15 protein-coding genes are annotated in these 14534 nt (G+C 59.8%); 8 read left to right on the top strand and 7 right to left on the bottom strand.

All coding sequences use genetic code 11. The annotated features are described in order from the left end of the window. Positions 1 to 263: 263 nt before the first annotated feature. The gene (locus PQR32_RS20940; RefSeq protein WP_408231110.1) at positions 264 to 1229 is read right to left on the bottom strand and encodes an acyltransferase family protein; all 966 of its coding nucleotides are present in this window, start codon (positions 1227 to 1229) and stop codon (positions 264 to 266) included. Between the two features lie 621 nt (positions 1230 to 1850). On the opposite strand from PQR32_RS20940, the gene PQR32_RS20935 reads away from it, so the two are divergent. Next, entirely contained in the window at positions 1851 to 2153 is a 303-nt protein-coding gene (locus tag PQR32_RS20935; protein ID WP_408231107.1) for a hypothetical protein, read from the top strand. A gap of 1084 nt (positions 2154 to 3237) precedes the next feature. Here the strand turns inward: PQR32_RS20935 and PQR32_RS20930 are convergent. From PQR32_RS20930 to PQR32_RS20920, 3 genes are all read right to left on the bottom strand, one after another. Then, a complete protein-coding gene (locus PQR32_RS20930) occupies positions 3238 to 3456 on the bottom strand; it encodes a hypothetical protein (protein ID WP_408231104.1) in 219 nt (72 codons plus the stop codon). 205 nt (positions 3457 to 3661) lie between these two features. Beyond that, entirely contained in the window at positions 3662 to 4675 is a 1014-nt protein-coding gene (locus PQR32_RS20925) for a class I SAM-dependent methyltransferase (protein ID WP_408231101.1), read from the bottom strand. A 161-nt stretch (positions 4676 to 4836) separates the two neighbouring features. Then, on the bottom strand, positions 4837 to 5955 hold the full coding sequence (locus tag PQR32_RS20920) for an acyltransferase family protein (protein ID WP_408231098.1): 1119 nt from the start codon (positions 5953 to 5955) through the stop codon (positions 4837 to 4839). A 278-nt stretch (positions 5956 to 6233) separates the two neighbouring features. Between PQR32_RS20920 and PQR32_RS20915 the strand changes: the two genes are divergently transcribed. Together PQR32_RS20915 and PQR32_RS20910 are read left to right on the top strand one after the other, a co-directional pair. Then, positions 6234 to 6842, top strand: a complete 609-nt coding sequence (locus PQR32_RS20915) for a cysteine hydrolase family protein (protein WP_408231095.1) — start codon at positions 6234 to 6236, stop codon at positions 6840 to 6842. A 260-nt stretch (positions 6843 to 7102) separates the two neighbouring features. Next, positions 7103 to 7996, top strand: coding sequence for a LysR family transcriptional regulator (locus PQR32_RS20910; protein WP_408231093.1), 894 nt, complete (start codon positions 7103 to 7105; stop codon positions 7994 to 7996). A gap of 131 nt (positions 7997 to 8127) precedes the next feature. Here the strand turns inward: PQR32_RS20910 and PQR32_RS20905 are convergent, their stop codons facing one another. From PQR32_RS20905 to PQR32_RS20895, 3 genes are all read right to left on the bottom strand, one after another. Next, positions 8128 to 8835 carry a glutathione S-transferase N-terminal domain-containing protein gene (locus tag PQR32_RS20905; RefSeq protein WP_408231090.1) on the bottom strand — a complete coding sequence of 236 codons (708 nt, stop codon included), beginning with the start codon at positions 8833 to 8835 and terminating at the stop codon, positions 8128 to 8130. Positions 8836 to 9060: 225 nt separating this feature from the next. Continuing rightward, a complete protein-coding gene (locus PQR32_RS20900) occupies positions 9061 to 9282 on the bottom strand; it encodes a hypothetical protein (RefSeq protein ID WP_408231087.1) in 222 nt (73 codons plus the stop codon). 196 nt (positions 9283 to 9478) lie between these two features. Next, positions 9479 to 9670, bottom strand: a complete 192-nt coding sequence (locus PQR32_RS20895; RefSeq protein ID WP_310812642.1) for a CsbD family protein — start codon at positions 9668 to 9670, stop codon at positions 9479 to 9481. A 174-nt stretch (positions 9671 to 9844) separates the two neighbouring features. On the opposite strand from PQR32_RS20895, the gene PQR32_RS20890 reads away from it, so the two are divergent. From PQR32_RS20890 to PQR32_RS20870, 5 genes are all read left to right on the top strand, one after another. After that, on the top strand, positions 9845 to 10171 hold the full coding sequence (locus PQR32_RS20890; RefSeq protein ID WP_408231084.1) for a hypothetical protein: 327 nt from the start codon (positions 9845 to 9847) through the stop codon (positions 10169 to 10171). Between the two features lie 286 nt (positions 10172 to 10457). Next, positions 10458 to 11738: a DNA (cytosine-5-)-methyltransferase gene (gene dcm, locus PQR32_RS20885; protein ID WP_408231081.1), complete on the top strand. Its 1281-nt coding sequence runs from the start codon at positions 10458 to 10460 to the stop codon at positions 11736 to 11738. A gap of 54 nt (positions 11739 to 11792) precedes the next feature. Further along, positions 11793 to 12239: a very short patch repair endonuclease gene (locus PQR32_RS20880; RefSeq protein WP_408231078.1), complete on the top strand. Its 447-nt coding sequence runs from the start codon at positions 11793 to 11795 to the stop codon at positions 12237 to 12239. A 163-nt stretch (positions 12240 to 12402) separates the two neighbouring features. Next, the gene (locus PQR32_RS20875; protein ID WP_408231075.1) at positions 12403 to 12906 is read left to right on the top strand and encodes a YbhB/YbcL family Raf kinase inhibitor-like protein; all 504 of its coding nucleotides are present in this window, start codon (positions 12403 to 12405) and stop codon (positions 12904 to 12906) included. 126 nt (positions 12907 to 13032) lie between these two features. After that, a complete protein-coding gene (locus PQR32_RS20870) occupies positions 13033 to 14481 on the top strand; it encodes an MFS transporter (protein ID WP_408231072.1) in 1449 nt (482 codons plus the stop codon). Positions 14482 to 14534: the final 53 nt, after the last annotated feature.

Genomic DNA, 14534 nt, shown 5'->3' with positions numbered 1-14534 from the left:
TGCTTTGTAGCAGGGGAAGGTCGGCAGCATGTCACTGAACAGCAACGACCTTTTCGAAAGAATCCGCAGTGGAATCCTGCTTCGAAAATTTCCAACCAAGCCTATCAGCGATCGCTCGCCCCTTTCGTCTCAAGGGGATTTCGACAATTCTGTAGTTAAACTCGACAAAGATAATCAGAATCGCGAGACCCGTGAGGCCAAAACGCACTGTGTATGTCCCGTTCAGTTCGGTGCCAGCCGGGAGGATGTGGTACCAGATCTCTTTAGCCGTTATAAATGCCGGAATGTGCACGACATACAAGGTATACGATCGAGATCCAATATAAGCCGCGATCCCACGAAGCGGTGCATATGGAACGAAGTAACCTTGATTCCAGCTGCATATGAACACCATCAGGCCCGATAGCACTGCGACGATCCCGGTCGAAAATGGGATCATCGTTATTTCGTAGGCACCCAAATGCCCCCAGGAAGACGGTCAAGATAACGGCCGTCAACAAGGCCAATTTTTTGTTAGCTAGAAAATTCGGCTGAAACGCGGCATATGACGCACGACTTTGCCATAGCCCAATGATTACGCCAATCGCCAATGCGTCGCACCGCACGAATCCAAGAAGCGAGCCGCCCCTATTCAGCGGGATTTGCACCAGAACTATCGCGGCAAAGGCGTGAAACCACCATTTCCGCGGGATGGCAAAAAGCAGGAAAGGAAAGAGCAGGTAGAACTGCTCTTCCAGACTCAGGCTCCAATACACGGTATTGATGCCGCATGAATTGCTAAGCGTGCAATACCATCCATAAAGGTTTGCAAGGTGCAACATCGAATAAACCTGATAGAGGAAGTTCCTGCCTCCTCCGCCAAAATAGCCGCTTGCGTGGAATAATATCGATCCTGCCAGCAGGTAGGTCAGCCACAGCCATGCCGTTGGCCAAAGGCGCCACGCGCGCCTTACCCAGAATGGAACTGCGAATTTCGCAAAATCACCCCAGCCGTTGCAATTCCTGAGTTCAAACAAAACCGATCGCGTGATGATGTACCCAGAAACGCAAAAAAACAGGTCAACTCCAGTCCACGTAAAAAAAACCGGCGAAAGCCTCGAAACGTAATCAACTTTCCATGGGAAAATATTGTGCGAGTGAGGGTATAGAACAAACAAAATGCCAATCGATCGCAATGCTTCCAGATCAATATTTTTCGTTCGGGGCTTGTGGGCGGGCAACGCTTGCATGTGAACTCGTCTGCGTGGGCGAGCCGGGATTATGCATCAAACCATCTGACGCTACCCGGCGGGGCGAACGTCTTCTTCCGAAGAGGAGGGAATAAGTTGAAGAATAAGGCTTGCGGTCCCGGGAGTAGGTCAATAACCGCCCGGCCGCGACTCGGCCGACCGAGCGCCGCAACGTGATCCGTCAGCGGCTGTCTGCCAATCGTATTGGCAATTTCCCGGGTACGGTCGACCGTAGTTAGAGCTTTGACTCCCGTCGTCAACACCACCGCCGCCAGATTTCTTCGCGACGAGCACAACCGCGGTCACCACGAGCGCCACCGCGCCGACCGCCTGGGCAGCATGTACGCGATTCATACATTTTTGAACGTCGGAACTGTGATCGCACCAGCTCGCGCAGCCGGTCAGCGACGCCACCAGCATCCAGACCGGTATTTGTCGTTTCATGGGCGTCTTTACGGCCATAGGCGGCTTTTCTTTAGGCTTTCACCTACAGCCGGCCTTACCATCCACCGAGCGCGTTTCACCGTACGCTGAAGGCAGAAGTACCGTATGGCAACCAACATTCACGCTCGCGGATAGCCCGCTAGCTTCTTTGTTAAATTGTCAGGTTGAATCACGCGCGTGATTGAAACCAAAGACATCCTCGATGTGGTGCATCGTACTCAGTTGATTCTGGGAGCTTATGGGTTTTTGTTTCGTCTACGTCACCTCGATCAACACGATGAAGACGCCGCCGAACGCGATCCTGTTCCTGCGGCAATTCTGCTGGGTGCTTACTGGGACAATAGGGCCACAGCTTTCGCCGCGGACACGCTGACGGGAGCATCTGAGGAAGACAGAGCAGGCTCCCATGCGTGCGCTCGTCTAGATTCCGCACGGGTTGAGAAGGCTTTTTCGGCCTATAACATTCGTTCAGGCAGGTGATGGCACGACATTTTGTGATGGCCATGGATCATGAGCCCCAAGCGGCCGTGGAATGGGTGCCCGCCTTCAGCGACTAACGGTGATGTAACAATCGTCGCTGTTCGGTCGAGACCTATCCCCGTTCGGCGTTTATGTTCACTACAACGCTCCATGGAAATGGCACCTGTACTTTCTCAGGAGACGGATTTAGGGGCTTGGCGGGGGTATAAAAATTGCAAAGCGAGCGGAAACCCTATCAGCCCTTGACGTATGAATTCTGTCAGGGACGAACTAAATTTTTCAGCTTGCCATGATTGCCCGAGAAGCTCCTTAGCCTAAAACGCCGCCGGACTTTTTGTTGATGTCGTCACCCAAGACTGCCAAGGCGGAATCGCCCGATCACCGCAAGACACGAGCAGACGCGTACAACGCAGCGCCGGGCACGTCGACCACACAGGCATCGCCCAACCATCCCCCTTCACATCCGAGGCGCTTCCTCCCGCCCACCCCCACCATCACGAAGGGAATAAATGGCGGAGTCTTCCGAGTGCATGCAGTCGATAAACGTATGCGCTCGCTTCTCGGCGTATCTGAACGCGTCTTGCTCAGAGATGAATTCCAGTTGCTCTGGAAAACTTGCAACCTTTTGTGCAGGTTGGCTGGGCGAACTGATAGTCCAGGACACCTTGTACCGGCGTCCGACATTGTGCAAACACAACGTCTTCCCGGTCGTGACCTGAACGTCGATTCTGAACCCGCGATACGGAGCATAGGACTGGCATGCCATGATCACTCTCCTGACGCGATGGTCCGCGTATGCAGCCAGTATGCGCAACCGCCATGCCCCAGGGTGAGCCGCCAGGGAAACTACTACCCCGGCTCAGAAAAGCCGGGTAAAAAAAAGCCGCAGGCAACGCCGCGGCTCAAAACACACACCGCGCTCGGGGCGCTGGTGAATCGCTATCTTACAGACCCCTGTCGACGAATATAACCAGGGATTTCGTACGATGTTTTCACAAAGCGCTTGCCGACGGCACATGGCTCCTCCGGATCAATCGCAAAGCGACCTTCTGACCACTATCCCGGCGCATCGAGCCATGATCCCCTACTGCTCGATGTACATCCGCCATTCCGGGAACTGCTCGAAGAAGCTTTGGCTCACGTAGATCTGGTACAGGACCGGTGCGCTACTGTCGGTCGCGGCACCGGGCTCGCTCAATACAGTCAGTCCCGGATCAACGCCAGAGAGGCTCGCCCACGCGGTGAGATCGTCCGGCAGGTCGGCGGCTTCCTCGCGCGGCACACGCAATTTGATCGGTTTCATGGGATCTCCGACAAATGGTGAAGGGCATCTGACGAATATCATACAAAGAAGCGGTGTGGCCGTGTAGGCAGCGCCTGGGTGCAGGAGAGTTTTTCTCGAGATGGCCTGTTCAGGCTGCCGCCCTTGGTCCCAAATCGGCTATCTACGCCCATTGCGACGCGGTGGCCAGATACACCGGAGTAAGTAGCGGGTTCGACGCGCGCACTCAATACGATACGTTTCGCCCCCTCGCACCGAGTCCGCGCAGCTTCGTCACCGCGGCGCGCAGCGGCGCCGTGATTCGCCAGGATGTCGATGACTCCAGCGCCCTGATCGTCGAAGTTCTCGATGTAATCTCCTCTTGCATCACTGCCACCTTGGCTCGGATTTCGGCAAGGGCTTTTTCGGCCTCGGCGAGCCGCTCCGCCGGGTCGGCGCTCGCGTTCACCGCCTTCTCCGTACCCACCGGAGCACCGTAGAACTCCTCGGTCGTGAGTTCCACGCGAGGACGTTCCTTGCGAAAAACAATGATCATCTCCCCGCCAGTTTCTCCGCGCGCAGGCACGAAGTCGACGAGATTGAACTCCACGAAACCCATCTTCAGGATCGGCTTCAAGACCTTCGACACGATCGTGCCGCTCTCGAAAACGTGGCTGTGAATACCGACATGCGGAGGTGCCTGCAGCTTCTGCCTGATACGGTTCATATCCAGCTTGTCGGCCACATGCATCGGCTTGTTGACGAATGCTTCGTCGTAATAGATCTCGCATTCGATTTGATGTTCGCGCGGGATTTCCTCGACGCCCGCCAGATACTCGGCCACGAAATGGCTCAGCGCCGTGTCCTGCCTATATTTGTCGAAACTGAATTTCTTGTCGGGCAAGGCAAGAAACAGAATTCCGCCCGGCTGCATCATGTCGCACAGATCGGACAGCCATTGAATCATGTTGGGCGCGTGTTCCATCACATGATTCGCGATGATGTAATCAAACTTATCGCTGATGTAGTCGCCGTACCGGTTCGAATGAACCACGTAGTCGATTTCAGGTATGTCGACGATCATGTCCGGGTGCGTGCACTCCCGAACCAGTTGCTCTTTATCTTTCCAGTCCAGATATCGCACATCGGCTTCCGACTTGAACACGGTCGGCTGATCGTACGGCCCTATCTCGAGACCGACTCCCGACAGATTGGCATGTTTCAGAAGATGTCCGCGGCGCAGCGTCGTGACCAGATTCATGAACTACCTCTCGCGTGGGGACTGGCAGTGTGCAACTTACCATGTCTTGCACGGCAAGCCGAACAAATCAATTACCTATCGACTGACACGAAAACTAAACAATTGATGGCGACGCCCTCGACTATTCGGTGTCGCAGACGCGGCAAACGTCGCCCATCACGCTAATGAGCGTTTTCGTCGGCCGCGTACCTCGCGCAGCGGCTTCGGCCCGGACCATCACCGCGTCGCCGCCAGGGGAATCGCAATCCCATCGCCGGTTTTTCGACGACAAACCATGAGAATAAGGTCAGTACCATCGATATGACGAAAGTGATCGTCACCATGGCGATATCCGGGTGCGAGAAACCACCGAAAAATGCGCCCAGCGTGTCATGCCCACCGTAGAGCATCGACTGCAGGACAACGTAGTGCCACAGGTAAAAGCCGTACGAAACTCGCCCCAGTCCCACCAGCGGCGCGATATTGAGCACACGAACCAAGCCGGAACGCTGATCCCTCACGACCTTCGCAATGATGAGTGCTGCGGCTAACGGCGTCAGCGGATAGCCCAACGCCTGCAACGAAAACTCGACGCCGGTCTCGCTCAGCAGCACGAAACAGATATAGGCAGCAGCAATCGGCCACAACTTGCCGGCCCGGGAGATCCAACTGCGAGGCGCCGCCGCCAGCAACGCACCGATCAGAAGACCGTCGGAGTGGGTATCGAAACCACAATAAACGCGGACCATTGGGAAGTCATGCGAGATCAGAAACGAACGCCACCCAATCACCGCGACTGTGAGAAGCGCGACCGCGATCAGGATGCGACGTGGCCAAAATTTCAACACGCCCAGCAGGATCAGGGGCCAAACGAGGTAAAACTGCTCCTCGATCGCAAGCGTCCATGTATGTCCGGTGAGATGCGCGTCGTAGATCTCGAACGCACGCACCCAATTCATCGCATAGAAGAAAGCCGGCAGGACTTCCAGAGCCCATCTCAACGGGGCAGGAAATATCAGACAATAGACCGTGACGCCGGCAAGCATCAGCAATAGGGCCGGGTACAGCCTCCGGGCGCGGCGCCAAAAAAACGCCGGCAAATCGATCCGCCCGGTGCGCAATTGTTCCGCTACCAGCAGGCTCGTGATCAGGTAGCCGCTCAAAACGAAAAATACGTCGACACCGACATACCCGCCCCCCACAACGCCTGCAAGACCGGTATGCGCAAGAAATACCGCTATGACAGAAAGCGCACGTAAGCCGTCGAGGCCAGCAATCCGGACGTGCTGAGGTGGATTCATTACCTATTCCGGGGACGCGTGGCGAGTATCCCACCACGCGGATGAGATGTTTGGTAAGGATCAGGCTACGACAGTTCAACAAGTCGTCTAGTGCCCTAAACATGCAGAACCTCTCGCGATGGTCGCTCTTGCGTAACACGCAAGCCGCCGCACGAGAAAACCACTCCGGCGGCATCGATCTGTGCAAATCACGCACAGACTTTGTCTCGCCCGTAGCGTTGTTGCGACGCTTCGCTGACCGTAGACTCGGTTCCTCTCCAATACTTCCGAAGAGAACCATGTCTAGCCCCACACTTCGTAGCATCCTCGGTGCCTGCTTACCCGCGTCGCTGCCGGCTCGCACCACCGCGTTGCTGCTGATCGACTTTCAGAACGAATATTTCACGGGTTCGCTGCCCATTCCTGATGGCGCGGCTGCATTGCAAAACGCGCGCCGGCTTGTCGAATGCGCCGACCGCCATGGGTGGCGTGTCGTCCACGTGCAGCACGTTGCGCCGGCCGGCTCGCCTCTGTTTGCTGCCGGTAGCCGGCAAGTCGAAATTCACGCCGACATGCAGCCGAAGCCCGTCCATCGCGTGGTCGAGAAAAGCTCCGTGAGCGTATTTGCCAGCACGGATCTCGCGCAGACGCTGAAAGACGATGGCATCACGCATCTCGTCATTGGTGGCCTCATGACGCACGCCTGCGTAGCCGGTGCCGCCCGAGATGCGGTACCGGCAGGCTTTGAAGTTGTCGTAGCCGCCGATGCATGCGCGACCCGCGACATCGTCGTCGATAGCGAGTTGCGCGTCGGGCACGATATGCTGCATCGGTCGGCGCTGGCTGAAATTGCCGACACCTTCGGCTCCGTGATGAGCACCGCCGACGTACTGTCGCTGACAGCCTAACGGACGACACGAAGCTCATTAGGCCAATCAGATAATCCGCGATCCTAACGATTATCGGCCGAGGTGATTCGCTGGTGGCTGCCTGGATCGTGTTAACATCGGACGCCTCGGCGGTGCACTGCATGCATCGTGCGTCACTGGCCGAAATCGAAGGACCGTTTGGCGACGTGATGAGCACGTCGGAAATCATTCACTTACCGCTGCGCTAAGCATTGGCCCGATTCACTTCGTGGTGACGCCGCGTAGCGCCAATCTCGCCCATGGACCAGTTGCTTGCAATGCGCGCCTTCCGCTTCATCGTCGAAGCGCAAGGGTTTTCGGCTGCGGCCGAGCGGCTCGACACCACGCATTCGAGCGTGTCGCGTCAATTGAAGCAGCTCGAGATTTCGCTTGGTGTTCAGTTGCTCAACCGTAACACGCGACGCTTTACGCTGACGGCCGCGGGTGAACGCTACTACAAAGCCAGCGTCGATATTCTCGATCGCGTGGAAGCAGCGGCGCAGGCCATGACGAACGAACATCAACAGGCGGCCGGCTTGCTGCGCGTCACCGCGCCGCTTGCCATCGGCACACTGGAACTGGCTGACTGGCTTCCGGCGTTCCAGAAGCGTTATCCCGACATTGAGCTGGAGTTGTCGTGCAGCGACCAGTTCGTCGACCTCGTTGCAGAGGGCATTGACGTAGCGCTACGCATCAGCGGACCATTGGCGGACACGACATTGGTTGCGAAGACCTTGACCGTCTCGGACGTCGTTCTGGTCGCATCGCCGACCTATCTGGCTCGACACGGACTCCCACACACAGCCGGCCAATTCGCCGAGCACGAGTTACTGTCTTTTACCGGCGCGCTCGAAGCGACAGAATGGGTGCTGACATCCGAGCAAGGCGCGCCAATCCATGTCTTGCCACGCAGCCGGCTGAGAACGGACGCTATCACTGCGCTCTACTGCGCGGCGCTCGCGGGCGCAGGTATTGCCGCCTTTACGCGGCAGACGGTTCAGACAGACATCCGAAGCGGCCGTCTCGTTCAGGTCTTGCCGGGCTACGCGCTCGGAAGCCGCCATTACTACGCGCTGTATCCGCAAACGCGTTATGTGGCGCCCAAGGTACGGGCGTTCGTCGATCACATGGCTGAGCACTATCGCGGACGATGATGATGCAGTCGAAGCGGCGTTAAGCGAACGCAAATAGAAGAGAGACAACCCAAGATCCACGCAGAGAGCGCGGCGGGCGCAAGGTGAAGACGGCCGGCCGACGAAATCCGCCGCCCGGCCGTATGAATCGACTACGACGGACGCTTCGGAATATCCAGTCCCTTCGCCACAGCCGGGCGCGCGACGAACGCAGCCAGTGCGCGCGTCACGTTCGGGAAGTCCTGAATGCCGACGAGATCGCCCGCTTCATAGAAGCCGATCAGATTGCGCACCCAAGGAAACGTGGCGATATCGGCGATCGAATACGTATCACCCAGAATCCAGTCACGTCCTTCGAGCTGCCGATCCAACACGCCGAGCAACCGTTTCGATTCACCGATATAGCGATCGCGCGGACGCTTGTCTTCGTACTCCTTGCCGGCGAACTTGTGGAAGAAACCCACCTGGCCGAACATCGGCCCGATGCCGCCCATCTGGAACATCACCCATTGGATCGCTTCATAGCGGCCGACGGCATCCTGCGGAATGAACTGGCCGCTCTTGTCCGCGAGATAAATCAGGATCGCGCCGGATTCGAACAACGGCAACGGCTTGCCGTCAGGCCCGTTCGGATCGATGATCGCCGGAATCTTGTTGTTCGGATTGAGCGACAGAAACTCCGGCGTCATCTGATCGTTGGCATCGAAGCGCACGAGATGCGGCTCGTACGGCAAACCCGTTTCTTCGAGCATGATCGACACCTTCACGCCATTCGGTGTCGGCAACGAGTAGAGCTGAATCCGGTCCGGATGCTCGGCAGGCCATTTCTTCGTGATCGGAAAAGCGGATAGTTCGGTCATGTGGCGGTGTAACCTTTTGCGAAAGTGGCGGCTTGATACGAAAATCGGGCCTCGTCAGCCGGCCAGACGACCGGCAGCGAAGATCCCGACGCAAGATCGCCAAATATAAACCGACTCGGCGCAACGCGTGCGCGCGCAACTCAACGGTCCTATGGGCGCGCAAGTTTTACAGTCGACATGCGTGTAAGCGGCGGCCCGCTAACAAAAACGCACACTAGCCCGCACTCACCACAAATCCTTGGTCGCCGTGCCGGCGCGCAAGTTATAACCTTCGCGCCACAAGGACGCGCCGACCGTCAGCAGCAGCGTCTTCTGCTCGCCATCGAGCAGCTCCCACGCCGCCGCCAGCCAACTGGCGAAGCTCGCGCAGGTCTGTTCCAGGTCGACGGGCGTTTTGCCCTCAAGGTATTGCCGTTCGAACATCGAAAGAATTTTTTCGGGTGTCATGGGCGCCGTCTCCGTGTTGGATGCGCCAAGTCTAAAGGCGGCGCACCGCGTGCGGAATGCTCTGGACGCCAACCCCGGGTTACTCCCAGGCAAAATCCGCCATCGGTCGAAAAAGTCCGTTTGCACAACGCAAAAGCGTCGGCAAAAAGAAAAGGCGCCGAAGCGCCTTTTCCGTCCAACCCCGTCGCAAGCCGAATTACGGCGCGTTGCGCTTGGCGTTGTCCTTGGCGTCTTCCTTGGCGTCGCCATAGGCCTTCTGCACCTTGCCCGCGCCCTGTTGCAGATCGCCCTTTATTTCCTTGCCCGGGTTGTTCGTGGCCTTGCCGACCGCTTCATTGACCTTGCCCTTGACCTGCTCGGTCACACCCTTCACCTGGTCCTTGTTCATGTTCGGCTCCACTATTTGGAATGCCGGCGCGACATTACGCCAGTATCCGTACTCAGCAACGGGTGTGCCCGTGCCTGCGCCCGGCCTGGTTTCGCCAGCGCGCGTCGCGAAAAATATTTTCAGAAAGGCCTAAAGTCCCGCCACAGCCTGCCGTAAAGGTGCGAAGGAGGAGTCATGGACCGCACACTCATTACGCTTTCGGGATCATCCCAAGCCGCACTGATCGACCGGGACATCGCGCACATTGCGCGTGTGATGCGGCCGGCTTTACACGGCGATCTGGGCGGCCCGATCCTGCCGGCCGCGTATTGGCGCAAGCGTCTGTACCAGTTGCTCGACGCCGGCAACCTGTCCCACGCGCAACTGTGCACGGTCGACAGTCTCCTGCTCCAGCTCGATCAGTACGAAGCCGAACCTCAGCTGGCCTGGGATGAATTGGCGCCGGCCTCCGCCGCCCTGTTCCCACCGCCGTATCCGGCCAACGCCAGCCACCCGGGCTGACGCGCTGCGAGCCTGAACCCCGGCCCTTTTCCGGACCGGCGGCAGCCCATTTGCGCGAGTTAAAAAAAGGCCGCGAAACACTTCGCGGCCTCAACACGTCGCAACGCGGGGAATTCGCGTCACCCTGGAAGCGTACACGCGCAACTGTGACAGCCACATTTAGCGGTGGACTTGCGCTGTCCCGGTGTGCCGAACCTGGAAACTTTCTGCCCAAGCTACGCAAAAAATAGGGAAATGGGACGACCTTAGGTCATAATGTCCGCAAAAATTCCCAGCAAGGACGCCCGTGACCCTCGCCGCACCGCTCGCACTGCTCAAGCAAGCGCGCGCCCGCTTCACTCAACGCGAAATCGCCGCGCATGTCGGCAAGGACATCAAGACGGTGCGCCGCTGGGAAAAAGGCGAAACGCAGTGCCCGGCGATGCTGGAACCGGCCTTGCGCGATCTGCTGCAAAACCGCGCGCGGGCCAAACGCAGCGCGGCTGGCGACGCCCAGTTCCGCTTCATCGATCTGTTCGCCGGCATCGGCGGGATTCGCATGGGCTTCGAAGCGCATGGCGGCGACTGCGTCTTCACGAGCGAGTGGAACGATTTTTCGACCAAGACCTATCGCGAGAATTACCCCGGCGGCGGCGAGCACGCACTGATCGGCGACATCGTCTCGTTTCCGGCTGAAGAGGTGCCGAGCCACGACGTGCTGCTCGGCGGCTTCCCGTGCCAGCCGTTTTCGATCGCCGGCGTGAGCAAGAAGAACGCGTTGGGCCGGCCACACGGTTTCGAATGCACGACCCAGGGCACGCTCTTTTTCGACGTCGCGCGGATCATCGAGGCGAAGCGCCCCGCCGCGTTCCTGCTGGAGAACGTGAAGAACCTGCTCTCGCACGACAAGGGTCGCACCTTCGACGTGATCCTGCAAACCTTGCGCGACGAACTCGGCTACGAAGTGCACTATCGCGTGGTCGACGGCCAGCATTTCACGCCGCAGCATCGGGAACGGATCATTATCGTCGGCTTTCGCGGCAAGACTTCGTTCTCCTGGGACGACCTGCATCTGCCGGAAGACGGGCCGCGCCTGGGCTCGATCCTGCATCGCACGGACGGGAGCGAACCGGTGCTGCCGTGGGACCACGACCGCTTCTTCGACCACGCGAGCCGACGCGTGCAGCCCAAGTACACGCTCACGCCGAACCTCTGGACTTACCTGCAGAACTACGCGGAGAAACACCGCGCGGCGGGCAACGGTTTCGGCTTCGGCATGGCTTATCCGAACAGTGTGACGCGCACGCTGTCGGCGCGTTATCACAAGGACGGCTCCGAGATCCTTGTCTATCAGGGCGAGGCACTGCGTCCACGCCGCCTTACGCCACGTGAATGCGCGCGCCTGATGGGCTTTCCCGATACCTTCCGGATCCCCGTGAGCGACACGCAGGCCTACCGGCAATTCGGCAACAGCGTCGTGATGCCGGTGATGCGCGAAGTGGCGCGCATCATGCTGCCGCATGTGCAAACCCTGCTTGCCGAGGAGACGCGCCATGGTTCGAAGCAAACGCTCTCGCTCTACGCGTGAGCGGTCAGCGACTCGCGGTGGCCGCCGCGTCGAAACACTAGCCAAGCGTTAAAGATGGTCGATATCGTCGACAGCGCGACGCGCAGCCGGATGATGTCCGGCATTCGCGGCCGCAATACCAAACCGGAAATCCTGATCCGCAGCCTGCTGCACCGGCAGGGCTTTCGCTTTCGCCTCGATGCGCGCGATCTGCCGGGGCGCCCAGACATCGTCTTGCCGCGCTACCGCGCCGTCGTGCTGGTGCACGGCTGTTTCTGGCACGGCCACGACTGTCGTCTTTTCAAATGGCCGCAAACGCGGCCGGAGTTCTGGCGCGACAAGATCGGCCGCAATCGCAGCAACGACGACAAGGTTCGCGCGGCGCTGCTCGCCAACGGCTGGCGCGTCGCGGTGGTATGGGAATGCGCTTTGCGTGGCGCCAATCGCGATATCGAAGGTGTCTTGCAGCGGCTCGTCGAGTGGCTGAAGAGCGACGCGCCCAGCTTCGAGGAGCGTGGCTGAAAGCCGCCTGTAGCCTGCCCGGCTAGCACGAATTCTTCAGGCCGCTGGTGATACACTCGATTGGCTAACTCGGGGTACTTCCGCGCGGCGCCCTGCCCTGCAAACCGGTTGCAAAACCGCACGCCCCGACCATCCCAGAACCACTCAAGAAGGGAGGCACATCATGGCAGATTTCCGTCTCTGGTCCGACGAATTTCCCACTAACGGCTTCATGCCGAAAGCCCACGAATACCACGACAAGGCCTTCGGCGTGGACGGCGAGAACATCTCGCCCGCGTTGCAGTGGGAGGGACCGCCGCCCGACACGCAGAGCTTCGCGCTCACCGTTCACGATCCCGACGCGCCCACCGGCAGCGGCTTCTGGCACTGGGTCGTGGTGAATATTCCGGGTGACGCCCGCTCGCTGCCGCGCAACGCCGGCAAGGCGGACGGCTCGTTGCTGCCGCAAGGCGCGCTGCAGGTGCGCAACGACTACGGCACGGTCGGCTTCGGCGGCGCCGCGCCGCCGCGCGGCGACAAGGCACATCGCTATATCTTCCGTCTGCATGCGCTGCGCGTGCCGCATCTGCCGATCAACGCGGACACGACCAACGCGGTGGCGCGTTTCATGACGCATCTGAACGAACTCGACTCGACCACTCACACCGGCTTGTACGAACTCAAATAACGCGGGAGACGCGATGGCCGGCGTGCGCAAAGAGCGCCGGCCATCGTCGCTGCGCCTGCCGGCTCTTTCACGGCGGCACTCGGCACGCGCGAGCGGCGAGCCGCCCCACTACAACTCGAACAATCGATGCACGCACAACCACCGCGCAAGGACGGCGCCATACCCGCCGAAGCGGCCGACACGCTCGCCCCCGACACCTCGTTCTCCGACAGCACCGAACAAGGCTTGCCGATTCCGCAGCGCTATTGGGCGATGCTGGTCATCGCACTCGCCCTCACGCTGGCGGTGCTCGACAGCGCGATTGCCAACGTGGCGCTGCCGACTATCGCACGCAACCTGCACGCCAGCGCCGCCGGCTCGATCTGGGTCGTCAACGCCTATCAACTGGCGATCACCATCTCGCTGCTGCCGCTCGCCTCGCTCGGCGACCGCATCGGCTACCGGCGTATCTATCTGGCCGGGCTGATCCTGTTCACGGTGGCGTCGTTCGGTTGCGCATTGTCGACTTCGCTGCCGACTCTCGCGCTCGCTCGCGTGATTCAAGGCTTCGGCGCGGCGGGCATCATGAGCGTGAACACGGCGCTGGTGCGCATGATCTATCCGCCCGCGCAGCTCGGGCGTGGCATCTCGATCAACGCGATGGTGGTCGCGGTGTCGTCGGCGGTCGGGCCGACCGTCGCTTCCGGCGTGCTCGCCGTCGCCTCGTGGCCGTGGCTGTTCGCCATCAACGTGCCGATCGGCATCGCGGCAATCGTCGGCGGCTTCAAGGCGCTGCCGATGAACCCCGGCCACGAATCGCCCTACGACTACCTGAGCGCGGTGATGAACGCGTTCGTCTTCGGCCTGCTGATTTTTGCCGTCGACGGACTCGGCCACGGCGAGGGATTCGGCTACGTCGCGATCGAAGCGCTCGCTGCAGCGGTGATCGGCTATTTCTTCGTGCGCCGTCAATTGACGCAGCCGGCGCCCTTGCTGCCGATCGATTTGCTCAGGATTCCCATCTTCGCGCTTTCCATCGGCACCTCGGTCTGTTCGTTCTGCGCGCAGATGCTCGCCTTCGTGTCGCTGCCCTTTCTGTTGCAGGAGACGCTGGGTTTATCGCAGGTGGAAACCGGACTGCTCATGACACCCTGGCCCGCCGTCATCATCATCGCGGCGCCGATTGCGGGCGTGCTGTCGGACAAGGTGTCGTCGGGATGGCTGGGCGGCGTCGGACTTGTCGCGATGACGGCCGGGCTGTTGCTGCTCGCCACGCTCGGCGCGCATCCGGACGCCATGCAGATCGCGTGGCGCATGGCCTTATGCGGCGCCGGCTTTGGCATCTTCCAGTCGCCGAACAATCGCACCATGCTGTCCGCGGCGCCGCGCGAGCGCAGCGGCGGCGCGAGCGGCATGCTGGGCACCGCGCGCCTGACCGGCCAGACGCTCGGCGCGGCGCTGGTCGCGCTGATCTTCGGCATTGCGCCACAACACGGGCCGACCATCGCGCTCTATGTAGCCGCATGCTTCTCGGCGGTCGCCGCGGTGGTCAGCACGATGCGCGTCATGCAACGGGTCAACGCGCAACCGGCCTGAACGCTTGAACGACGTCTCCAGGACACAATAAAAAAGGCGGGGCGCCCCCTTGC

The organism is Paraburkholderia dipogonis (assembly GCF_046027395.1).
Lineage (GTDB): Bacteria > Pseudomonadota > Gammaproteobacteria > Burkholderiales > Burkholderiaceae > Paraburkholderia > Paraburkholderia dipogonis_A.
The sequence above is the reverse complement of the archived record's forward strand: the minus strand, read 5'-3'. Positions and strand labels throughout refer to the sequence as shown.

What these genes read in the sequence shown, in the direction of transcription:
- PQR32_RS20940 (WP_408231110.1), bottom strand. Translation starts at nt 1,229, where the DNA reads ATGCAAGCGTTGCCCGCCCACAAGCCCCGAACGAAAAATATTGATCTG.
- PQR32_RS20930 (WP_408231104.1), bottom strand. Translation starts at nt 3,456, where the DNA reads ATGAAACCGATCAAATTGCGTGTGCCGCGCGAGGAAGCCGCCGACCTG.
- PQR32_RS20925 (WP_408231101.1), bottom strand. Translation starts at nt 4,675, where the DNA reads ATGAATCTGGTCACGACGCTGCGCCGCGGACATCTTCTGAAACATGCC.
- PQR32_RS20920 (WP_408231098.1), bottom strand. Translation starts at nt 5,955, where the DNA reads ATGAATCCACCTCAGCACGTCCGGATTGCTGGCCTCGACGGCTTACGT.
- PQR32_RS20915 (WP_408231095.1), top strand. Translation starts at nt 6,234, where the DNA reads ATGTCTAGCCCCACACTTCGTAGCATCCTCGGTGCCTGCTTACCCGCG.
- PQR32_RS20910 (WP_408231093.1), top strand. Translation starts at nt 7,103, where the DNA reads ATGGACCAGTTGCTTGCAATGCGCGCCTTCCGCTTCATCGTCGAAGCG.
- PQR32_RS20905 (WP_408231090.1), bottom strand. Translation starts at nt 8,835, where the DNA reads ATGACCGAACTATCCGCTTTTCCGATCACGAAGAAATGGCCTGCCGAG.
- PQR32_RS20900 (WP_408231087.1), bottom strand. Translation starts at nt 9,282, where the DNA reads ATGACACCCGAAAAAATTCTTTCGATGTTCGAACGGCAATACCTTGAG.
- PQR32_RS20895 (WP_310812642.1), bottom strand. Translation starts at nt 9,670, where the DNA reads ATGAACAAGGACCAGGTGAAGGGTGTGACCGAGCAGGTCAAGGGCAAG.
- PQR32_RS20890 (WP_408231084.1), top strand. Translation starts at nt 9,845, where the DNA reads ATGGACCGCACACTCATTACGCTTTCGGGATCATCCCAAGCCGCACTG.
- PQR32_RS20880 (WP_408231078.1), top strand. Translation starts at nt 11,793, where the DNA reads ATGGTCGATATCGTCGACAGCGCGACGCGCAGCCGGATGATGTCCGGC.
- PQR32_RS20875 (WP_408231075.1), top strand. Translation starts at nt 12,403, where the DNA reads ATGGCAGATTTCCGTCTCTGGTCCGACGAATTTCCCACTAACGGCTTC.
- PQR32_RS20870 (WP_408231072.1), top strand. Translation starts at nt 13,033, where the DNA reads ATGCACGCACAACCACCGCGCAAGGACGGCGCCATACCCGCCGAAGCG.